The organism is Halovenus aranensis (assembly GCF_900100385.1).
GTDB classification, from domain to species: domain Archaea; phylum Halobacteriota; class Halobacteria; order Halobacteriales; family Haloarculaceae; genus Halovenus; species Halovenus aranensis.
Genome location: NZ_FNFC01000009.1, coordinates 1 through 15,112 on the forward strand (window position 1 = coordinate 1; position 15,112 = coordinate 15,112).

The 15,112-nt window shown below is 62.3% G+C and carries 18 protein-coding genes; 13 read left to right on the top strand and 5 right to left on the bottom strand.

From position 1 onward, the window contains the following. Window positions 1–3,067: PKD domain-containing protein (locus tag BLR34_RS09985; RefSeq protein ID WP_092702565.1), on the top strand; the 3,067-nt coding region annotated here is incomplete at its 5' end. 12 nt (window positions 3,068–3,079) lie between these two features. Here the strand turns inward: BLR34_RS09985 and BLR34_RS09990 are convergent. After that, window positions 3,080–3,823, bottom strand: a complete 744-nt coding sequence (locus tag BLR34_RS09990; RefSeq protein WP_092702567.1) for an SDR family NAD(P)-dependent oxidoreductase — start codon at window positions 3,821–3,823, stop codon at window positions 3,080–3,082. A gap of 86 nt (window positions 3,824–3,909) precedes the next feature. Here BLR34_RS09990 and BLR34_RS09995 point away from each other — a divergent pair, with 86 nt between their 5' ends. After that, window positions 3,910–4,368 carry a hypothetical protein gene (locus BLR34_RS09995; protein ID WP_092702569.1) on the top strand — a complete coding sequence of 153 codons (459 nt, stop codon included), beginning with the start codon at window positions 3,910–3,912 and terminating at the stop codon, window positions 4,366–4,368. 76 nt (window positions 4,369–4,444) lie between these two features. Here the strand turns inward: BLR34_RS09995 and BLR34_RS16975 are convergent, their stop codons facing one another. Next, window positions 4,445–4,603 (bottom strand): hypothetical protein, encoded by a 159-nt coding sequence (locus BLR34_RS16975; protein WP_176765288.1) that lies wholly within the window; start codon window positions 4,601–4,603, stop codon window positions 4,445–4,447. Window positions 4,604–4,731: 128 nt separating this feature from the next. On the opposite strand from BLR34_RS16975, the gene BLR34_RS10000 reads away from it, so the two are divergent. The 5 genes from BLR34_RS10000 to BLR34_RS10020 all read left to right on the top strand — a co-directional run bounded on the left by BLR34_RS10000 (window position 4,732) and on the right by BLR34_RS10020 (window position 7,452). Continuing rightward, entirely contained in the window at window positions 4,732–5,550 is an 819-nt protein-coding gene (locus tag BLR34_RS10000; RefSeq protein ID WP_092702571.1) for a hypothetical protein, read from the top strand. Window positions 5,551–5,593: 43 nt separating this feature from the next. Further along, window positions 5,594–5,857 carry a hypothetical protein gene (locus tag BLR34_RS10005; protein ID WP_092702573.1) on the top strand — a complete coding sequence of 88 codons (264 nt, stop codon included), beginning with the start codon at window positions 5,594–5,596 and terminating at the stop codon, window positions 5,855–5,857. A gap of 41 nt (window positions 5,858–5,898) precedes the next feature. Continuing rightward, window positions 5,899–6,558: a YkgJ family cysteine cluster protein gene (locus BLR34_RS10010; RefSeq protein WP_092702575.1), complete on the top strand. Its 660-nt coding sequence runs from the start codon at window positions 5,899–5,901 to the stop codon at window positions 6,556–6,558. A 90-nt stretch (window positions 6,559–6,648) separates the two neighbouring features. Beyond that, on the top strand, window positions 6,649–7,029 hold the full coding sequence (locus BLR34_RS10015) for a TRAM domain-containing protein (protein ID WP_092702577.1): 381 nt from the start codon (window positions 6,649–6,651) through the stop codon (window positions 7,027–7,029). 174 nt (window positions 7,030–7,203) lie between these two features. Next, window positions 7,204–7,452 carry a DUF7123 family protein gene (locus tag BLR34_RS10020; RefSeq protein WP_092702579.1) on the top strand — a complete coding sequence of 83 codons (249 nt, stop codon included), beginning with the start codon at window positions 7,204–7,206 and terminating at the stop codon, window positions 7,450–7,452. On the opposite strand, the gene BLR34_RS10025 is transcribed toward BLR34_RS10020, so the two are convergent. Together BLR34_RS10025 and BLR34_RS10030 are read right to left on the bottom strand one after the other, a co-directional pair. After that, complete coding sequence (locus tag BLR34_RS10025) at window positions 7,442–8,062, bottom strand: winged helix-turn-helix transcriptional regulator (RefSeq protein WP_092702581.1); 621 nt, start codon at window positions 8,060–8,062, stop codon at window positions 7,442–7,444. The two genes, BLR34_RS10020 and BLR34_RS10025, sit on opposite strands and share 11 nt — an antisense overlap. A gap of 62 nt (window positions 8,063–8,124) precedes the next feature. Beyond that, window positions 8,125–9,252 (bottom strand): SPFH domain-containing protein, encoded by a 1,128-nt coding sequence (locus BLR34_RS10030; RefSeq protein ID WP_092702583.1) that lies wholly within the window; start codon window positions 9,250–9,252, stop codon window positions 8,125–8,127. Window positions 9,253–9,502: 250 nt separating this feature from the next. On the opposite strand from BLR34_RS10030, the gene BLR34_RS10035 reads away from it, so the two are divergent. The 3 genes from BLR34_RS10035 to BLR34_RS10045 all read left to right on the top strand — a co-directional run bounded on the left by BLR34_RS10035 (window position 9,503) and on the right by BLR34_RS10045 (window position 12,489). Further along, complete coding sequence (locus BLR34_RS10035; protein WP_092702585.1) at window positions 9,503–10,264, top strand: TrmB family transcriptional regulator; 762 nt, start codon at window positions 9,503–9,505, stop codon at window positions 10,262–10,264. 38 nt (window positions 10,265–10,302) lie between these two features. After that, entirely contained in the window at window positions 10,303–10,986 is a 684-nt protein-coding gene (gene nth / locus BLR34_RS10040) for an endonuclease III (protein ID WP_092702587.1), read from the top strand. Window positions 10,987–11,061: 75 nt separating this feature from the next. After that, the gene (locus BLR34_RS10045; protein ID WP_092702589.1) at window positions 11,062–12,489 is read left to right on the top strand and encodes a PAS domain-containing protein; all 1,428 of its coding nucleotides are present in this window, start codon (window positions 11,062–11,064) and stop codon (window positions 12,487–12,489) included. 18 nt (window positions 12,490–12,507) lie between these two features. Here the strand turns inward: BLR34_RS10045 and BLR34_RS10050 are convergent, their stop codons facing one another. Beyond that, window positions 12,508–12,936 carry a bis(5'-nucleosyl)-tetraphosphatase gene (locus BLR34_RS10050; RefSeq protein WP_092702591.1) on the bottom strand — a complete coding sequence of 143 codons (429 nt, stop codon included), beginning with the start codon at window positions 12,934–12,936 and terminating at the stop codon, window positions 12,508–12,510. A gap of 102 nt (window positions 12,937–13,038) precedes the next feature. Here BLR34_RS10050 and BLR34_RS10055 point away from each other — a divergent pair, with 102 nt between their 5' ends. Genes BLR34_RS10055 through BLR34_RS10065 form a run of 3 tightly spaced genes read left to right on the top strand, consistent with a single transcriptional unit; the run spans window position 13,039 to window position 15,094 of the window. Further along, window positions 13,039–13,362: an uS10/mL48 family ribosomal protein gene (locus BLR34_RS10055; RefSeq protein ID WP_092702593.1), complete on the top strand. Its 324-nt coding sequence runs from the start codon at window positions 13,039–13,041 to the stop codon at window positions 13,360–13,362. Between the two features lie 51 nt (window positions 13,363–13,413). Continuing rightward, window positions 13,414–14,703: an amidohydrolase gene (locus BLR34_RS10060; RefSeq protein ID WP_092702595.1), complete on the top strand. Its 1,290-nt coding sequence runs from the start codon at window positions 13,414–13,416 to the stop codon at window positions 14,701–14,703. A 52-nt stretch (window positions 14,704–14,755) separates the two neighbouring features. Beyond that, complete coding sequence (locus BLR34_RS10065) at window positions 14,756–15,094, top strand: 2Fe-2S iron-sulfur cluster-binding protein (RefSeq protein ID WP_092702597.1); 339 nt, start codon at window positions 14,756–14,758, stop codon at window positions 15,092–15,094. Window positions 15,095–15,112 lie beyond the last annotated feature (18 nt).

Genomic DNA, 15,112 nt, shown 5'->3' on the forward strand with positions numbered 1-15,112 from the left:
GGGAACAGTTCTCGGCGACCACGAGACCGACGTAGAGCCAGAAATCGGTCCCACTCTGGTCGAGGCTGACCCGGAAGCGGGGTTCGAGTACCCTTACTTCCTGTACGCCCCGACCCGAGACGAAGGCGACGAGCCACGGCCGGTACTCGCTCAGCCGAACAACACGGGCTACTCGACCGACGACTTCAGCGTCCACCGCGAGCGAGCCAAAGAGACGGCTGAACGCTCTTCGGGGCGGCAGATAGTCGACCGGCTAACCGCGCCGTTTCTCGTTCCCGTGTTCCCACGGCCGCGCCCAGATTCCCAAAACCCGAATGGGTACAACCACGCACTCGACCGCGATATGTTCGAACTGGAGGAAGGCCCGCTCGAACGCGTCGACAAGCAGTTGCTCGCGATGGTCGACGACGCCCGCGACCGTCTCGACGATGAGGGGTATCCTGTCGCCGAAGGGTTGTTACTCAACGGCTTCTCTGCGAGTGGGAACTTTGTCGAGCGGTTCGCGAGCCTCCACCCTGATGAGGTAATCGCAGTCACGGCGGGCGGCATCAACGGGATGCCACTGCTGCCACTCGACCGGGCCGACGGACGGGAGTTGCCGTATCACGTCGGCGTGGGCGATATCGAGGAGTTGACCGGCGACGCCTTCGACGCCGACGCGTTCGCCGACGTCCACCGGTTCCTGTATCTGGGCGAAATCGACGTGAGCGACACCATCCCCTACGGCGACGTGTTTCCGGCCGACCTGCGGGAGGTCGCACTGGACGTGTTCGGGTCGAACATGCAACGCGACCGACTCCCGTACGCCAAACAGGTGTACGAGGACGTGGAGGCAAATGCCGTCTTCCGGATGTACGAGCGTGAGCCACACACGCCGCGACCAGCAATCGACGATATGGTTGCGTTCCACGAGCGGTCACTCGCGGGCGAGTCGATTGACGATATCCGCGCCGACCTCGGGGGGAACGTTCCGGAGTTGGGTGCTCACGTCGAGAGTGACGTGACCGAGCTAGAGGTCGACGAATCGGTCACGTTCGACGGCAGTCGGTCGTCACTCGACGCGGGCGAGATAACCGACTACGAGTGGACGATTGACGGCGACCGGACGGCGACCGGCGAGACAGTCACGCACACGTTCGAGACAGCAGGCGGGCACGCGGTACAGTTACGCGTCGAGACGGCCGATGGGACGGCCGACGAGACAGTCCACCAAGTCGTCGTTGGAGGGGGTCAGAGTGTGTCTGAGCCAGTAATCGAGGTGTCTGAGCAGTCATTTGCCGACCGGACGGTGACGATAGACCGGGTTGCGACGGACCGCCCTGCGAGGCTGGGCGTCAGTGGCCTAACTGGAACTATCGGACTCGACGCGGACGAGGAGCGCGCCAATCTCACGCTCGACCTGACAGAACGACCGTCGCCGGGCGAGGAACTGCGCGTGTCGCTGTACGACGCCGACACCGGTCAGGGCTTTGCCTCGAAAACCGTGTCGGTGACAGGTGACCTGTCGGACCGCACCGAGGGAGTCGAGCCGACACTGATCGAGGCCGACCCGGATGCTGGCTTCGAGTACCCCTACTTCCTGTATGCGCCAGAGCGGTACGCAGACGAGACACCTGGCCCGATGGTCGTTCAGCCAAACAACACCGGCACATCGACCGACGACTTCTCGCGACACCGAGAGCGAGCCCGCGAGGCCGTCGAGAGAAATCCGGGGCGACTCGTGGCCGACAGCTTCGCGAGCCCGCTCCTCGTGCCCGTCTTCCCCCGTCCGCGTTCAGGTGAGATTAATTTCCGGTACTACACACACCAACTCGACAGAGATACGCTCGAAATCGACGAGGGACCGCTGGAGCGAATCGACCGCCAGTTGCTCGCGATGGTCGACGACGCTCGCGACCGTCTCGACGATGAGGGGTATCCCGTTGCCGACGGGCTCGCAATCGACGGGTTTTCTGCCTCGGGGAACTTCGCGAATCGGTTCACAGCACTCCACCCCGAGGAGGTGTCGTCGGTCACCGCCGGCGGCGTGAATGGGATGCCGCTTCTCCCACGAGAGTCGGCACAGTCACAGCCCTTAGACTACCACGTCGGCGTGGGCGATATCGAGGAGTTGACCGGCGACTCCTTCGACTTAGAGGCCTACCGCGATGTCGACCAACTGCTGTACATGGGGGAGTTCGACGACAGCGACACGATTCCGTACGGAGACGCCTTCTCCGAGGAGTTGCGCGACGCGGCGCTGTCGGTGTTCGGCCCACACATGACAGACGACCGGTTCCCGTACGGTCGGGCAGTCTACGATGCGTTCAACATCGGGACTGTCTTCCGGACGTATCCTGGGTCTGCTCACACCCCTCGTCCCGCAATACGTGACATACTCCGGTTTCATAAGGCGAGTTTCACCGGTACGGACACGGAGACACTACGGGCGCGATTTGGGGGCCAGACGGCGAATACGCGAGCCCATGTCAGGTTCGCGCCCACGCGACCGGCTGTCGACGAACGCGTTACGTTCGATGCAAGTCAGTCCAACATTCGAGGCGTCGACGCCGAGCCGGAGTCGTATGAGTGGGCGTTTGCCGACGGACGGACCGCGACCGGCCCGGTGGCACGTCACACGTTCGACTCGACGGGACGACACGCCGTCGAACTCACTGTCACGTACACCGACGGCACAGTCGTAACCGCCGTCGAGTACGTGCCGGTGGGACCAGACGGCACACAGGTTTACAACGACGGCGTCACGTCCGAGACTGGCGGCGAGCCAATCGCGTATCGCTCACAGTCTGAGTCGTCGACCCCGACAGCGACCGAGACACCGACACCCACAGAGACGACGCCAACGCCGACAGCGACCGAGACGCCGACCGAGACAGCAACCCCGACGGCGACAGCGACGCCGACAGAGACGACACCCGAGGCCGAGCCGTCACCGACCTCGGCACCGGCGGCCGACGACGATGGTGCCAGTGTCTTCGGTTTCGGCGTTGGAAGCGCGCTCGCCGGCCTCGGCACCGCAGCGTACGCTGTCGCCCGACGACTAGGCGACGAGGACGAGACAGAGTAACAACCGCCCTCGTCAGGACGACTGCTCTGTGAGTCGTCCCCCGTCGACGGCGACGTTCTCGCCGCTGATGTATGCGGCCCCATCGGAGAGGAAAAACAGGAGCGGAGCAGCCACGTCGTCGAACGACGCCGCCCGGCCACGCGGGTACGCAGACACGTCGGAGACGGTGTTTTCGACGGCAAACGGCGAGACGGCGTTGACGGTGATACCGTCGTCTTGCGTGTCGCCGGCCAGCATCCGCGTGAACATCAGGACGCCGGTTTTCGCCACGAAGTACGGAAAATTCACCGGCGCGGCGTGCATCCGGTCGCTGTCGGCAAAGCCGATGTTGACGATGCGACCCCATCCCTTGTCGCGCATGCCCTCGAGCGCCCGCCGTGAGCAGAGTACAGTGCCATAGAAGGTGCTCTCGACGACGCTTCGCCAGGCGTCCCACTCGATGTCTTCCCAGTGGCGGGCGTCGAAGTTGCCGACGTTGTTCACGAGTACGTCGACATGCCCGAGTTCGGCCGCGGCCTCGTCGAACATCGCATCGACCGCGTCCGGGTCGGTGATGTCACCCTGGACCGTCGTCGCGGCAACGCCGTGTTCGCGCGCTTCCTCGGCCGTCGCAGCGGCCTCGGCGTCGCTCTCGCGGTACTGAACGACGACATCGGCGCCGCAAGCTGCGAGGCGAAGCAGTAACTCCCGGCCAACGCGGGTGGCGCTTCCGGTGACGAGTGCTGTGCGACCGTCCAAATCTGGCTCTGGAGCCATACAGTACTGAGAGTCGAGACCGTCTTAAATCGGATACCAACACTGTTTCCTGGCGAGTATTTAGGTGTCCCACTCGTGTCGTGAGTATGGACCTAGACCGGTTTGCAACAGACAGTCCGGCCGACGACGCGCCGGGCGAGGCGTCGGTCTGTGTCGTGGCGACCCAGTCAGAGACGTTCGAGCGCTGTCGGGAGGGGTACTATCCCTCGCCGCGGTCCTACCCCCGGACCCGCGAATCCTTCGAGTACATGGCCTTTTATCGTACGGCACCGGTCTCCAGCGTGACACACTACGCCCGAGTCACGGACCGCGTTCCACAGACCCGCTCCGAGACGGGACCGATGGACGAGGCGGACTGGGCGGCACTTATCGACCCATTCTCGGAGGAAGACGAGGTGGTCGTCTTCACCCTCAGTGACCCCGTCCCGCTCGATACCCCCGTCGCGAACGACGAGAACGGCGTTCGTGGGGCGTGGTACTGTACAGTGGCCGACCTCCGGTCCGCGTCGACGCTTTCGGCGCTTGCAGACAGAGCGCGGACCTGACACAGAGACAAACCGGTACAGACATCAATATCAAGAGCGAGCGACAGCTGGGTGTGAAAGAGTGTGTGACGGACCGTCAGATTTCGTCGACAGAACTGTACTTGTTCCAGCACTGGCAGTCGAGGTCTTCAATCGAGTTCACTTCGTCGGGCAGGTCGGATATCGGCATCCCGTCCCCAACTTCGTCACAGTCGTCGTCATGAACGGTAAAGTCGTCGCTCGACATAACCGGCATACATACGAATACGAGTGAACGATAATAAATTCTGTCACTAAGACAATTCGACAGCACAATCGTGAGACCACCAGTGACCAGTGCGATAAAAAGACAGTAATTTGACGGTACAGCGAGAATTTTGGCCCGTGGTTGGATTAGACAGACTCATCATCGGCGGCTTACTTGCGGTGGTCGGTCTGGTGTTGCTGTATCGCCTTGCAGGTGTGGTATCCGCGTTTGCCACCGTGTGGGCTGCATCGCCAAGCGAGAATCCGACAGTTGCCGACGGCGAGCCGATTACAGTCGACGGGCGGGTGTTCGTCGAAGAGTCGGCAACTGTGACCGACCGGTTGTTTCCCGACGCGCCGGATGTCGGCGGCTACGTCTGGCAGGCCGGCTTTCCCAGCGCAGGGACGTACACATACGACTCGGCACGCGGTGAGTTCCGCCAGCGTCGGACGCCGTTTGCTTCTGGCGTCGAATCCGGACAGCTCGGCGTCGAGAGTGGTGGACAGCGGTTGTACCTCGATTTCGACTGGCTCCGAGACCAGTACGACTGTCCGGCGCTGACAGACCTCGAAGTCGGCAATCCGCGTAAGAACGTCTCACTTCCGGCACTGGTGACGCGGTATCTCATCGACTCCGAGTTCGTCTGTCTGCACTCGACGGTCGGTGAGGTGGCCGTCGACAAGCTCACCGATGTCGTGGAACTGTACCGCGACGACGTTCACACAGACGAGTTCTTCGTCGACGCACGGGGAATTCCGGCCGGCCAAGAGCTGTTCGTCCACGGCAACGTGAAGCTGCGAAACGGCCGCCCAGCGGTCGTCGGCACCGACGACACGCCGCTTGTCGTCTCCGACCGTGGAAAGCGTGGACTGTGTCGGATGCTCCTGTGGAAGGCAGCGAAGTACGGGCTTGTTCTCGCTGTGGTCGGATTACTCGGCGCCGTATTCGTGCTGTGACCGGTCGGGTGTGCTTATCAGGCTGGGGGGCGGAGTATCGCCTATGTTCACGCTCGACGTAGACCGATTCACCTTCGAGTTGAAAGACGGGGCGCTCAAACACGTCGGTGCCTCGAACAAATCCGCGACGGCGAAGCTCTACGACGTCGAGTCCGCCGAGGTCCGCGAGTTCGGCGACGAGCGGGTGAAAATTACCTGTGAAGACGACAGCGGCAACGAAATCGAGGTGGCGCTCGGTCCCGAGGCGGCGAGTGACGTCGCACAGGAACTCACACAGCTCGAAGCCGAGAGCGAGGTATTCGAGTAGACGCCCCGACGCGCTTTTCAGGCCGCCGACGAAGACTCTGTGTGGACAGCCTGGAGACGGAACTCGACCGCGCTCGCTCGCTGTCGGTCGACAGCCTCGCGGACGCAATCGAGGCAATCGGCTTCGAGTGTACCCACTGCGGGGCCTGCTGTAAGGCCGCCGACTGTGGTGATTCAGACGATTCCGACGAGGAACACACCGCGACGGTGTTTCCCGACGAGGTGCGCGAGTTACAGGACCGCGGGGACTACGACTGGCGGGACGTGGCCCGACCGATGCCGTACGGCCTCACCGAGGGCGACGACGGCCCGACGGGGGAGACCTTCGAGTGGGCGCTCCAGACCGACGACTGCGGGGACTGTACCTTCTACGATGGCGGTGCCGCCCGGTGTACGGTCCACGAGGACCGCCCGCTCATCTGCCAGACATACCCCTTCAGCGTCGCACTTGGCGGTACCTCCCAGCCGATGGGCGAAGCCGTCGACAGCGAGGGGATGGTCCGGGCACACGAGTGCGAGGGGCTGGGCCAGGACATGTCCCGCGGCGAGGCCGAAGAACTGGCCGCCGCGCTCAAAGAGCGCGCGGTCCGCGAACTGGAAGAGGCGATTGGCGTCCGAGACTCCTACGAACCCGTCGAGACGGAGGGTATCGTCGTCTACGATTCTGAAGGCCCGAAAGACGCCGACGGACGGCCGTACTGACCGCAATCCCGGACGCAAGCTGGGTGGTGGCAGATAACAACTACTTTGACGGTGGCAGTTGCCAGAGTACATACGGAGGTTCGACTACCTGTGGAGATTTCAGATGAACTCCTCTGTCTGTACAGCGCCGATGTATCGGACGACGGCGATAGCTACCGCATCGAAGTACCGCGTCGCGAGGTCGAGACGGGCGCGGTGTCGGTCGGTGAGACCTACCGGGTCGCACTCATCGCTCCCGAGAGCGAGTCGACGACCGAGGCCGAGGTCTCTGACGAGCCCCAGCCGCCGGTCGAGCCCGGCGAGATTCGCTACGTCGAAATCGAAGACCTCGGCAAACAGGGCGACGGCATCGCCCGCGTCGAGCGAGGGTACGTCATCATCGTCCCCGACACCGAGGTCGGTCAGCGGGTCAAAGTCGAAATCACCGAAGTCAAATCGAACTTTGCGGTCGGCGAAGCGATTCCCGAGTAAGCCGGCGTCGCTGTTTCGGTGCTGTACCAGTGACACCAGTGTGACCGGCGGTGAGTGATGTCAGTCCACGCCCGGCGGGCGTCCGACGCTGTTCTGTGGGCAGAATCGCAGTACTGCGCGGTGTTAACTCTTCGTACCAAACCGGCTATAGGTGAACAGTTCCGAACGTAGTGTATGAGCACGACGGCCGAGACCGCGACAGGTGTCCCGACCCTCTCAGAGAAACAACAGCGCATCCTGGGCTACCTGCGAGACAACGCCGACGAGCAGACCTACTTCAAGTCTCGGCTCATCGCCGAGGACCTCGACATGTCGGCCAAAGAGGTGGGGACGAACATGAAAGCTATCGAGCAAGGCGAGTTCGACCTCTCCGTCGAGAAGTGGGGGTACTCCTCCAGCACGACGTGGATGGTCACGACGTAGCGTCGGGCGCGTAATCGAGTAAAGCCGGCGCAATCGACGCCAGCGCCGCAGCATCTTCGCCGAAGGAGTCTGCATACCGGACTAGCAGTACCATCACCTGTTCGGGTTCTGTAACACTGTAGCCGTCGGCACGCGAAAGGAGTCCGTTCTCTTCGAGCCGAGCGGCGTGTTTGCTCACTGTCGGTCGGGAGACATCGAGTCGAGCGGCGATATCACCCGCGGACGCGCCGGGGTCTTCCAGCAACGCGACGAGGATGCCTCGCTGGGTCTCTCGGCGCAAGTGGCCTAACACGACCTGTTCGAACTCGGAGAACTCGTCTGCCGGGAAATACCGGCGGTAGTCGCCGTCTTTCCGGCTCTCGACGACACCGTCGTCTTCGAGCTGGCGGAGGTGGTGTTGAGTCTCGCCGGTCCCGAGTTGCAGGTCGTCACGTATCTTCGAGAAGTGTGCGCCGGGCGTCGTACTCAGATAGCCAGTCAGGGCCTCAGGGGCGTCGCTGTCGCTCTCGTCGGCACTCGCGAAGCCGACGAGCGGGCTGGCCGCTCCCAGCGCGGCAAAGCGGCGGAGTGTCGCCCGTTTCGATTGGTCGACACTCCTGTCTCGGGCCATATCGGGGCAACGTTGGGTAGACGTATAACCGCTTCGCTCGTTAAAACGGTCGCCGCGACCCGCTACGCGCCGTCTCCGGCCTCGGGGTCGGCACCGTCGTCGATGATTTCGTCGGGGTCTTTGATGTCTGCGCTCGTCTCGCCAGCCTTGACCGCCTGTGCTTCTTCCTCCATTCCTTCGATGTCGACGATTTCGTCTTCGTCTTCGAGTTCGCCGAGAATCTCCTGGATGTCGTCGAGACCGAGCATCTCACGGGTCTCCTCGTCGAACTCCAGTCCTTCGAGGACGTGGCCGTTCTCCTTGACATCACTACCCTGGAGGTGGCGGCCGTACCGCGAGACCAGCGACGTGAGTTCCTGGGGCAGGACGAACGTGTTCGACTCGCCCTGACCGATGCCTTCCAGGGTCTCCATCCCCTTGTCGATAATCGCCCGCTCGCCCATCGAGTCGGCCGCTTTCGCTCGCAGGACCGTCGAGATGGCATCGCCCTGCGCTTCCAGAATCTGGCTCTGTTTCTCACCCTGTGCGCGGATAATCTGGCTCTGCTTGTCACCCTGGGCCTCCTCGATAGAGCTGCGGCGTTCACCCTGGGCTTCCAGAATCATCGCGCGGCGACGGCGCTCTGCGGAGGTCTGTTTCTCCATGGCCTGCTGGACGTCTTTCGAGGGGTTGACCTCGCGGACTTCGACTGACTCGACGCGAATCCCCCACTCGTCGGTCGGCTCGTCCAGCTCTGTCCGGATTTTTGCGTTGATCTCCTGTCGCTTGTTCAGCGTATCGTCGAGTTCCATGTCCCCCAGCACGGCCCGCAACGTCGTCTGGGCCAGATTCGACACCGCACGCTTGTAATCGTCAACTTCGAGGAACGCCTTCTTGGCGTCCATCACCTTGATGTAGACGACGGCATCCGCGGTTACCGGTGAGTTGTCCCGCGTGATGGCTTCCTGACGGGGCACGTCGAGTGTCTGTGTCCGCATGTCGAACGTGTACGTCTTCGTCACGAACGGCAAGACGATGTTCGGCCCCGGTTCGAGCAGGCCCTGGTACTTCCCGAAGCGAGTGTAGGCTCGCTTCTCGTATGCGCGGACGATAACGATACTCTTGTAGGCGGTAACGACAACGAGGACGAACAGTATTGCGGCAATCAGGCCCCCCGCCGACCCTGTTGCCAACACTGCTTGTGATACCATAACATTCTGAACTTGGGTATCGCCGCACTAAAGTGTTGGTCGTCGTTTCAGCGTATCTCGATACGCAAAGCAAATGTGCCTGAAATGCCACAAAGAAGTTCAAGGATAATTTCCAAAAGTTATGTGCGGGCGTTGTCAGAGTGATCTCACCGTCGAAAACAGCAAGATACGTTAGTATTGAGGTACAAACACCCACCGTCTCGCAGGCGTACCGAGAGTCGCCAGTGAGCGTAACCGAAACAGGGAGACCATGGACGAGAACGAAGCCATAGCGGGGTTGAAACAGCTCGGGCTGACGACCTACGAGGCCCGAGTGTTTGTCGCCCTCCAGAAACTCGGGACGGGAACAGCCAGCGAGATAAGCTCGGTCGTCGACGTGCCGCGGTCACAGGTCTACGGCGCGGCCGAAGGGCTCGAAGAGCGCGGGCTCGTCGAGACACAGCAATCGACGCCGACGGCGTACCGGCCGGTCCGGCTCGAACAGGCGCGACGGCTGTTGCTCGACCAACTCGCCGAGACGGGGACGGAGACGTTCAAGTACCTGGAACGGGTGCAGGATACCCACGAGGGTGAGGAACGTAGCGAATCTATCTGGCTCATCAACTCCCGCGACGCAATCGTCTCGCGGACAGTCGAGATAATCGAGGCAACTGACCGACAGCTTCTCTATGCCGCCACCGAGGTCGATGCGCTCGAAGAGGACGTACTCGCTGTGCTCGATGCTGCCGCGGCTCGGGGCGTCCAGGTCGTCGTCAGCAGTTCGAATCGAGCGGTACTCGACGCGGTACCGGCAACAGAAGGGTACCAGACCTACCGTGTACCCGAAGACCGGGATATGAACGTCGATACCGGGCGCGTACTCGTCGCGGACGGCGACACGGTGCTGGTGAGCACACAGTCGGCATCGGCAGCTGAAACGAGCCAGGAAATCGCCTTCTGGACGAGCGAGAACCCGTTTGCCGCCATCTTCGTCGAACTGGTCGAAGCCTGGCTGCAAGACCCCTTCGAGTGAGGCGGTGGGCTGAAGCAGCCGCCAGACTCAGTAGTGCCATGGGCACGATGCTGTCGTCGGCAGACGAGCAGGCCAGCGAGTTACTCGACCGACTCCACGACGAGTATCCAGATTCGACGATTTCGCTGCGCTTTTCGAGCCGGCTCGAACTGCTGATAGCGGTCATCCTCTCTGCACAGTGTACCGACGAGCGCGTCAACGGCGTGACCGAAGACCTCTTCGAGAAATACGACGGTCCCGAGGCGTACGCGGCCGCCGACCAAGACGAACTCGCCGAGGACATCAACTCGATTACCTACTACAACAACAAGGCGGGCTATATCCGTGACGCCTGTCGGCAGATTGTCGAGGAACACGACGGCGCGGTCCCAGACACCATGTCGGCGCTGACAGACCTGTCGGGCGTGGGTCGAAAGACCGCGAACGTCGTTCTCCAGCACGGCCACGACGTGGTCGAGGGTATCGTGGTCGACACACACGTCAAACGCCAGAGCCGACGGCTCGGCCTCACCGAACAGTCCACTCCAGAAGCAATCGAGCGCGAACTCATGGAGGTAGTACCAGAAGACGAGTGGCAACAGTTCACACACTTACTCATCAGCCACGGGCGGGCGGTCTGTTCGGCGCGAAGTCCCGACTGTGAGGCGTGTGTACTCGAAGACATCTGTCCCTCCTCGAAACTGGACAACGAAACGGACCTCGCGTCGGGAGAGGCCTGGTAACGCCAGCGCCGTTAGGCCGGGGATATATGCCGGCAGCGTACGAACACCGTATACGGAGATTCAGAGGTAACGCCGATGAATATCGATTCTGTTAGACAGTACCAGGCACTCGTCGAGCACTCGACAGACAGTATCACGCTCGTCGACGAGGCTGGCATCGTCCAGTTCAAAAGCAAGTCCGCAACGCGTGTTATCGGGTACGACTCCGACGAACTGGTTGGTGAGAACGTCTTCGAGTACGTCCACCCAGAGGACAGGCCGCGGGTGCGGGAGGCGTTCGAGGAGGTCGTCGACTCGCCCAGCGGAACGACAGGCATGATAGAGTACCGGTTCGACCACGGCACCAAGTCCTGGACCTGGATGGAGTCGACGCTCGTCAGTCGGACCGACACGGCGCTCGATGGCTACGTTATCAACACCCGCAACATCAGCGAGCGGAAAGCCCGCGAGCGCGAACTCGAAGAGGAGCGCCGGAAGTACTCCACGCTCGTCGAACAGAGCAACGACGGAATCGCTATCATCCAAGATGGCGACATCGTCTTCACTAACGAACAGTTCGAGCGGCTGTCCGGCTACGACGAGCGCGAACTTCTCGGCACGTCGTTCCTGCAGGTCGTCGCACGTGAAGACCGAGAGCTAGTCGAACAGCGGTATCAGCAGCGATTCGACCCCGACGCCGACGTACCGCCGTCCCGGTACGAGATTCGCGTTCTCACGAGCGACGACAACCATCGTGTCGTCGAGCTCAGCGTCGCCAAGATACAGTACGAGGGCGACGACGCATCGCTCGCGATGGTCCGCGACGTGACCGAGCGAAAGAGCTACGAGGAGGCACTGGAGGAGGTCAACGCCGAACTGGAGCTGTTGAACCGGATGGTCAGACACGACATCCGCAACGACATGAGCGTCATCCTCGCGTGGGGTCAGTTACTCGAAGACCACGTCGACGAGGCGGGCCGAGAGAATCTCGACAAAATCCTCGCGAGCAGCGAACACGTCGTCGAACTCACCGAGATTGCCCGGGACTACGTCGAGGTGTTGACCAGCGACGGCGACCTCGAACCTAAACCGGTGGTGTTGGCCGAGGTGCTCGAAACCGAGTTGGCGCTCCGCCGCGAGTCGTTCCCGGAAGCGGAGTTCGTCGTCCCCGAGGAGATTCCAGAGGTCGAGGTGCTAGCAAACGAGATGCTCGGCTCGGTGTTCAGGAATCTCCTCACGAACGCCGTCCAGCACAACGACAGTGACACGCCGGTCGTCGAACTCACAGTCGAGCGACGTGACGACGACGTTGTCGTACAGGTCGCGGACAACGGGCCGGGCATCCCCGACCCACAGAAAGCGACGGTCTTTGGCAAAGGCGAGAAAGGACTCGACAGCCCGAGCACCGGCATCGGGCTCTATCTCGTGTACACGCTGGTCACACAGTACGGCGGCGCTGTCCACATCGAGGATAACGACCCCCGTGGTGCGGTGTTTTCGGTTCACCTGCCGCGTGCGGAGTGAGACGAGGTGTGGGCCGGACTACTCCTCGGCGAACTTGTCGTCGAGGAACTTATCGGCCTTGCGCAGAATTTCGCGTGGCCCGTCCTGCGTAATCGTGTTTATGGCCTGTTCGTAGTCGCGCCACTGGTGGTCGCGGTGTTCGTGTGACAGTTCCGCCGACGCCTCGAACGAGCGAGCGATAAACAGATGTACTGTTTTGTGGATAGTGTCGCCACCCGCCTCGAAGACGTAATCGTACTCCTCACGGAAGCCATCGATGAGCCGGAAATCGGCAATTCCGGCCTCCTCTTTCACCTCGCGTATCGCCGTCTGCTGGAGTTCCTCCTTGCCTTCGACGCCGCCTTTGGGAAATTCCCAGTCGCCCGGGCGGCTTTTGAGCAGGAGGTACTCTCGACGGCCACGTGTGTCGCGAAAGAGGATGGCTCCCGCGCTCGTGGCCTCCTTCATTGAAAGCATGTAGTATGGCATGCGTTAAGTGAATGTCGAACAGTTGCTCTGGGGGCAATCGAAAACGAATGGGTTTTGTCTTCGCCCGTGCTGGCGTCGTGTATGCCGTTCATCACTCGGCTCACGCTCAAGAGTGGAGACGGAGACCTGCTCGAGTCAGTCGTCTCCGATATCAAAGAGCGGGCCGAGCGCAAGGGTGTCGAGTTCAAGGGGCCACACCCGAAGCCGCCGTCGCGCCAGACAGTGCCGCTGTACAAGGGCCTGCGTGTAGACGGCCGATTCCGCCCGTGGGAGTACACCGTCTACACTCGCGTCATCGAGATTATCGACCACAACGAATTCGCCCGCCAGATTGCCGGCGAGGAGTTCCCCGACAGCATCCACATCTCCGCGGACATCGAGCAGTTCAGCCAGACCGGCGAGTAAACGCGAGACAAAACCGGCCGTGTTTATGTCCCTCAAACCGCGTGTCACCCTATGGGCGACGTTACCGACACAGACTGGCTCGTCTCGCTGCGCCGGGAACTCCATCGCCGTCCGGAGCCCGCCTGGTGTGAGTTTTACACGACTGCACGTATCGTCGAGGAGCTACAGGCACTCGGCGTCGACGACATCACGCTCGGTCCGGAGATACTCACAGAGGGCGAACGCCAGGGCGTTCCCGACCGGGAGACCCGCGACGCCTGGCTCGACCGGGCACGGGAAACCGAGGTCGACGACGCGGTTCTCGACGAACTCGCCGGCGGTTACACCGGTGCGATAGCGACAATCGAAGGCGGCGACGGCCCGACTGTCGCTCTCCGGGTCGACATCGACGGGCTCCCACAGCGTGAGGCCGACGGTCCCGGCCACCAGCCCGCAGAGGAAGGGTTCCGCTCGGTTCACGAGGGGTACATGCACGCCTGCGGGCACGACGCACACGCGACGTTTGGCCTCGGTGTCGTCCGTGCGTTCGCCGACGCCGACTTCGATGGCACCCTGAAAGTCATCTTCCAGCCCGCCGAGGAGGTCGTCGGCGGCGGCAGACCAATTGCCAGAAGCGGCCACCTCGACGACGTTGACACGCTGCTCGCAGTCCATATCGGTCTCGACAATCCCACCGGAACCGTCGTCGCCGGGATGGGCGGATTCTACGCCGTCTCACACCTCGAAGCGACATTTACCGGCGAGTCGGCACACGCCGGCGCGCGACCCAACGCGGGGGCGAACGCGGTCCAGGCGATGGCGACTGCGATACAGAACCTCTACGGCATCGCGCGCCACGGCGACGGTGCGACCCGGGTCAACGCCGGTGAGGTCGCCGGCGGCACGGCCTCGAACATCATCGCCGAGGACGCCTACATAGAGGGCGAAGTCCGCGGCGAGACGACCGACCTGATGAACTACACACGCGACAGGGCCGAACAGGTCATCGAGTCGGCCGCGGCGATGCACGACTGCACCGTCGATATCGAGCGCGGCAGCGAGGCACCCAGCGCCGAGAGCGACGACGCCGTCGCCGATGTCGTCGCCGACGTGGCGGCGGACCACGGCGGCGTGACACACGTCGCGCCGACCGGCGAACTCGGCGCGAGCGAGGATGCGACATACCTGATGAACCGTGTCCAGGATACCGGCGGCCTCGCCTCCTTCGTCGGTATCGGGACGAACCACCCCGGCGGTCACCACACCGCGACCTTCGATGTCGACGAGCGCTCACTCGGAGTCGGCGTCGACGTGCTCACCGGTACAATCGAAGACCTATTTCGGGACGAACACGACGCGTAACGTGGCGGATAACACCTTAACAGTTTAGTGACGTACGGTTGTAGACCAGGGCATGACAGAGTACACAGTTGAGTTCGTCGGCACCGGTGAGAGTATCACCGTCTCCGACAAGGAGACGATTCTAAACCGGTGTATCGAAGAGGGAATTGCTCAGGAGTTCTCTTGCCGGGTCGGGATGTGTCTCGCCTGTTCGGCGAAAGTCGTCGAGGGCGAGGTGACACAGCCGGCTGCCCGCGGCCTGACCGACGAGGAGAAATCAGAGTACGCACTGACATGTATGGCTCGACCCGAGTCCGATCTTAAACTCGACCGTGGCAAATACCCGCCGAGCATCGAGGCAGAGCACGCCGCCGAAGAGGGCACTGGAGACACGGCCGCCGCTGACGACTGAGCGACAAAGGCAGTCGGT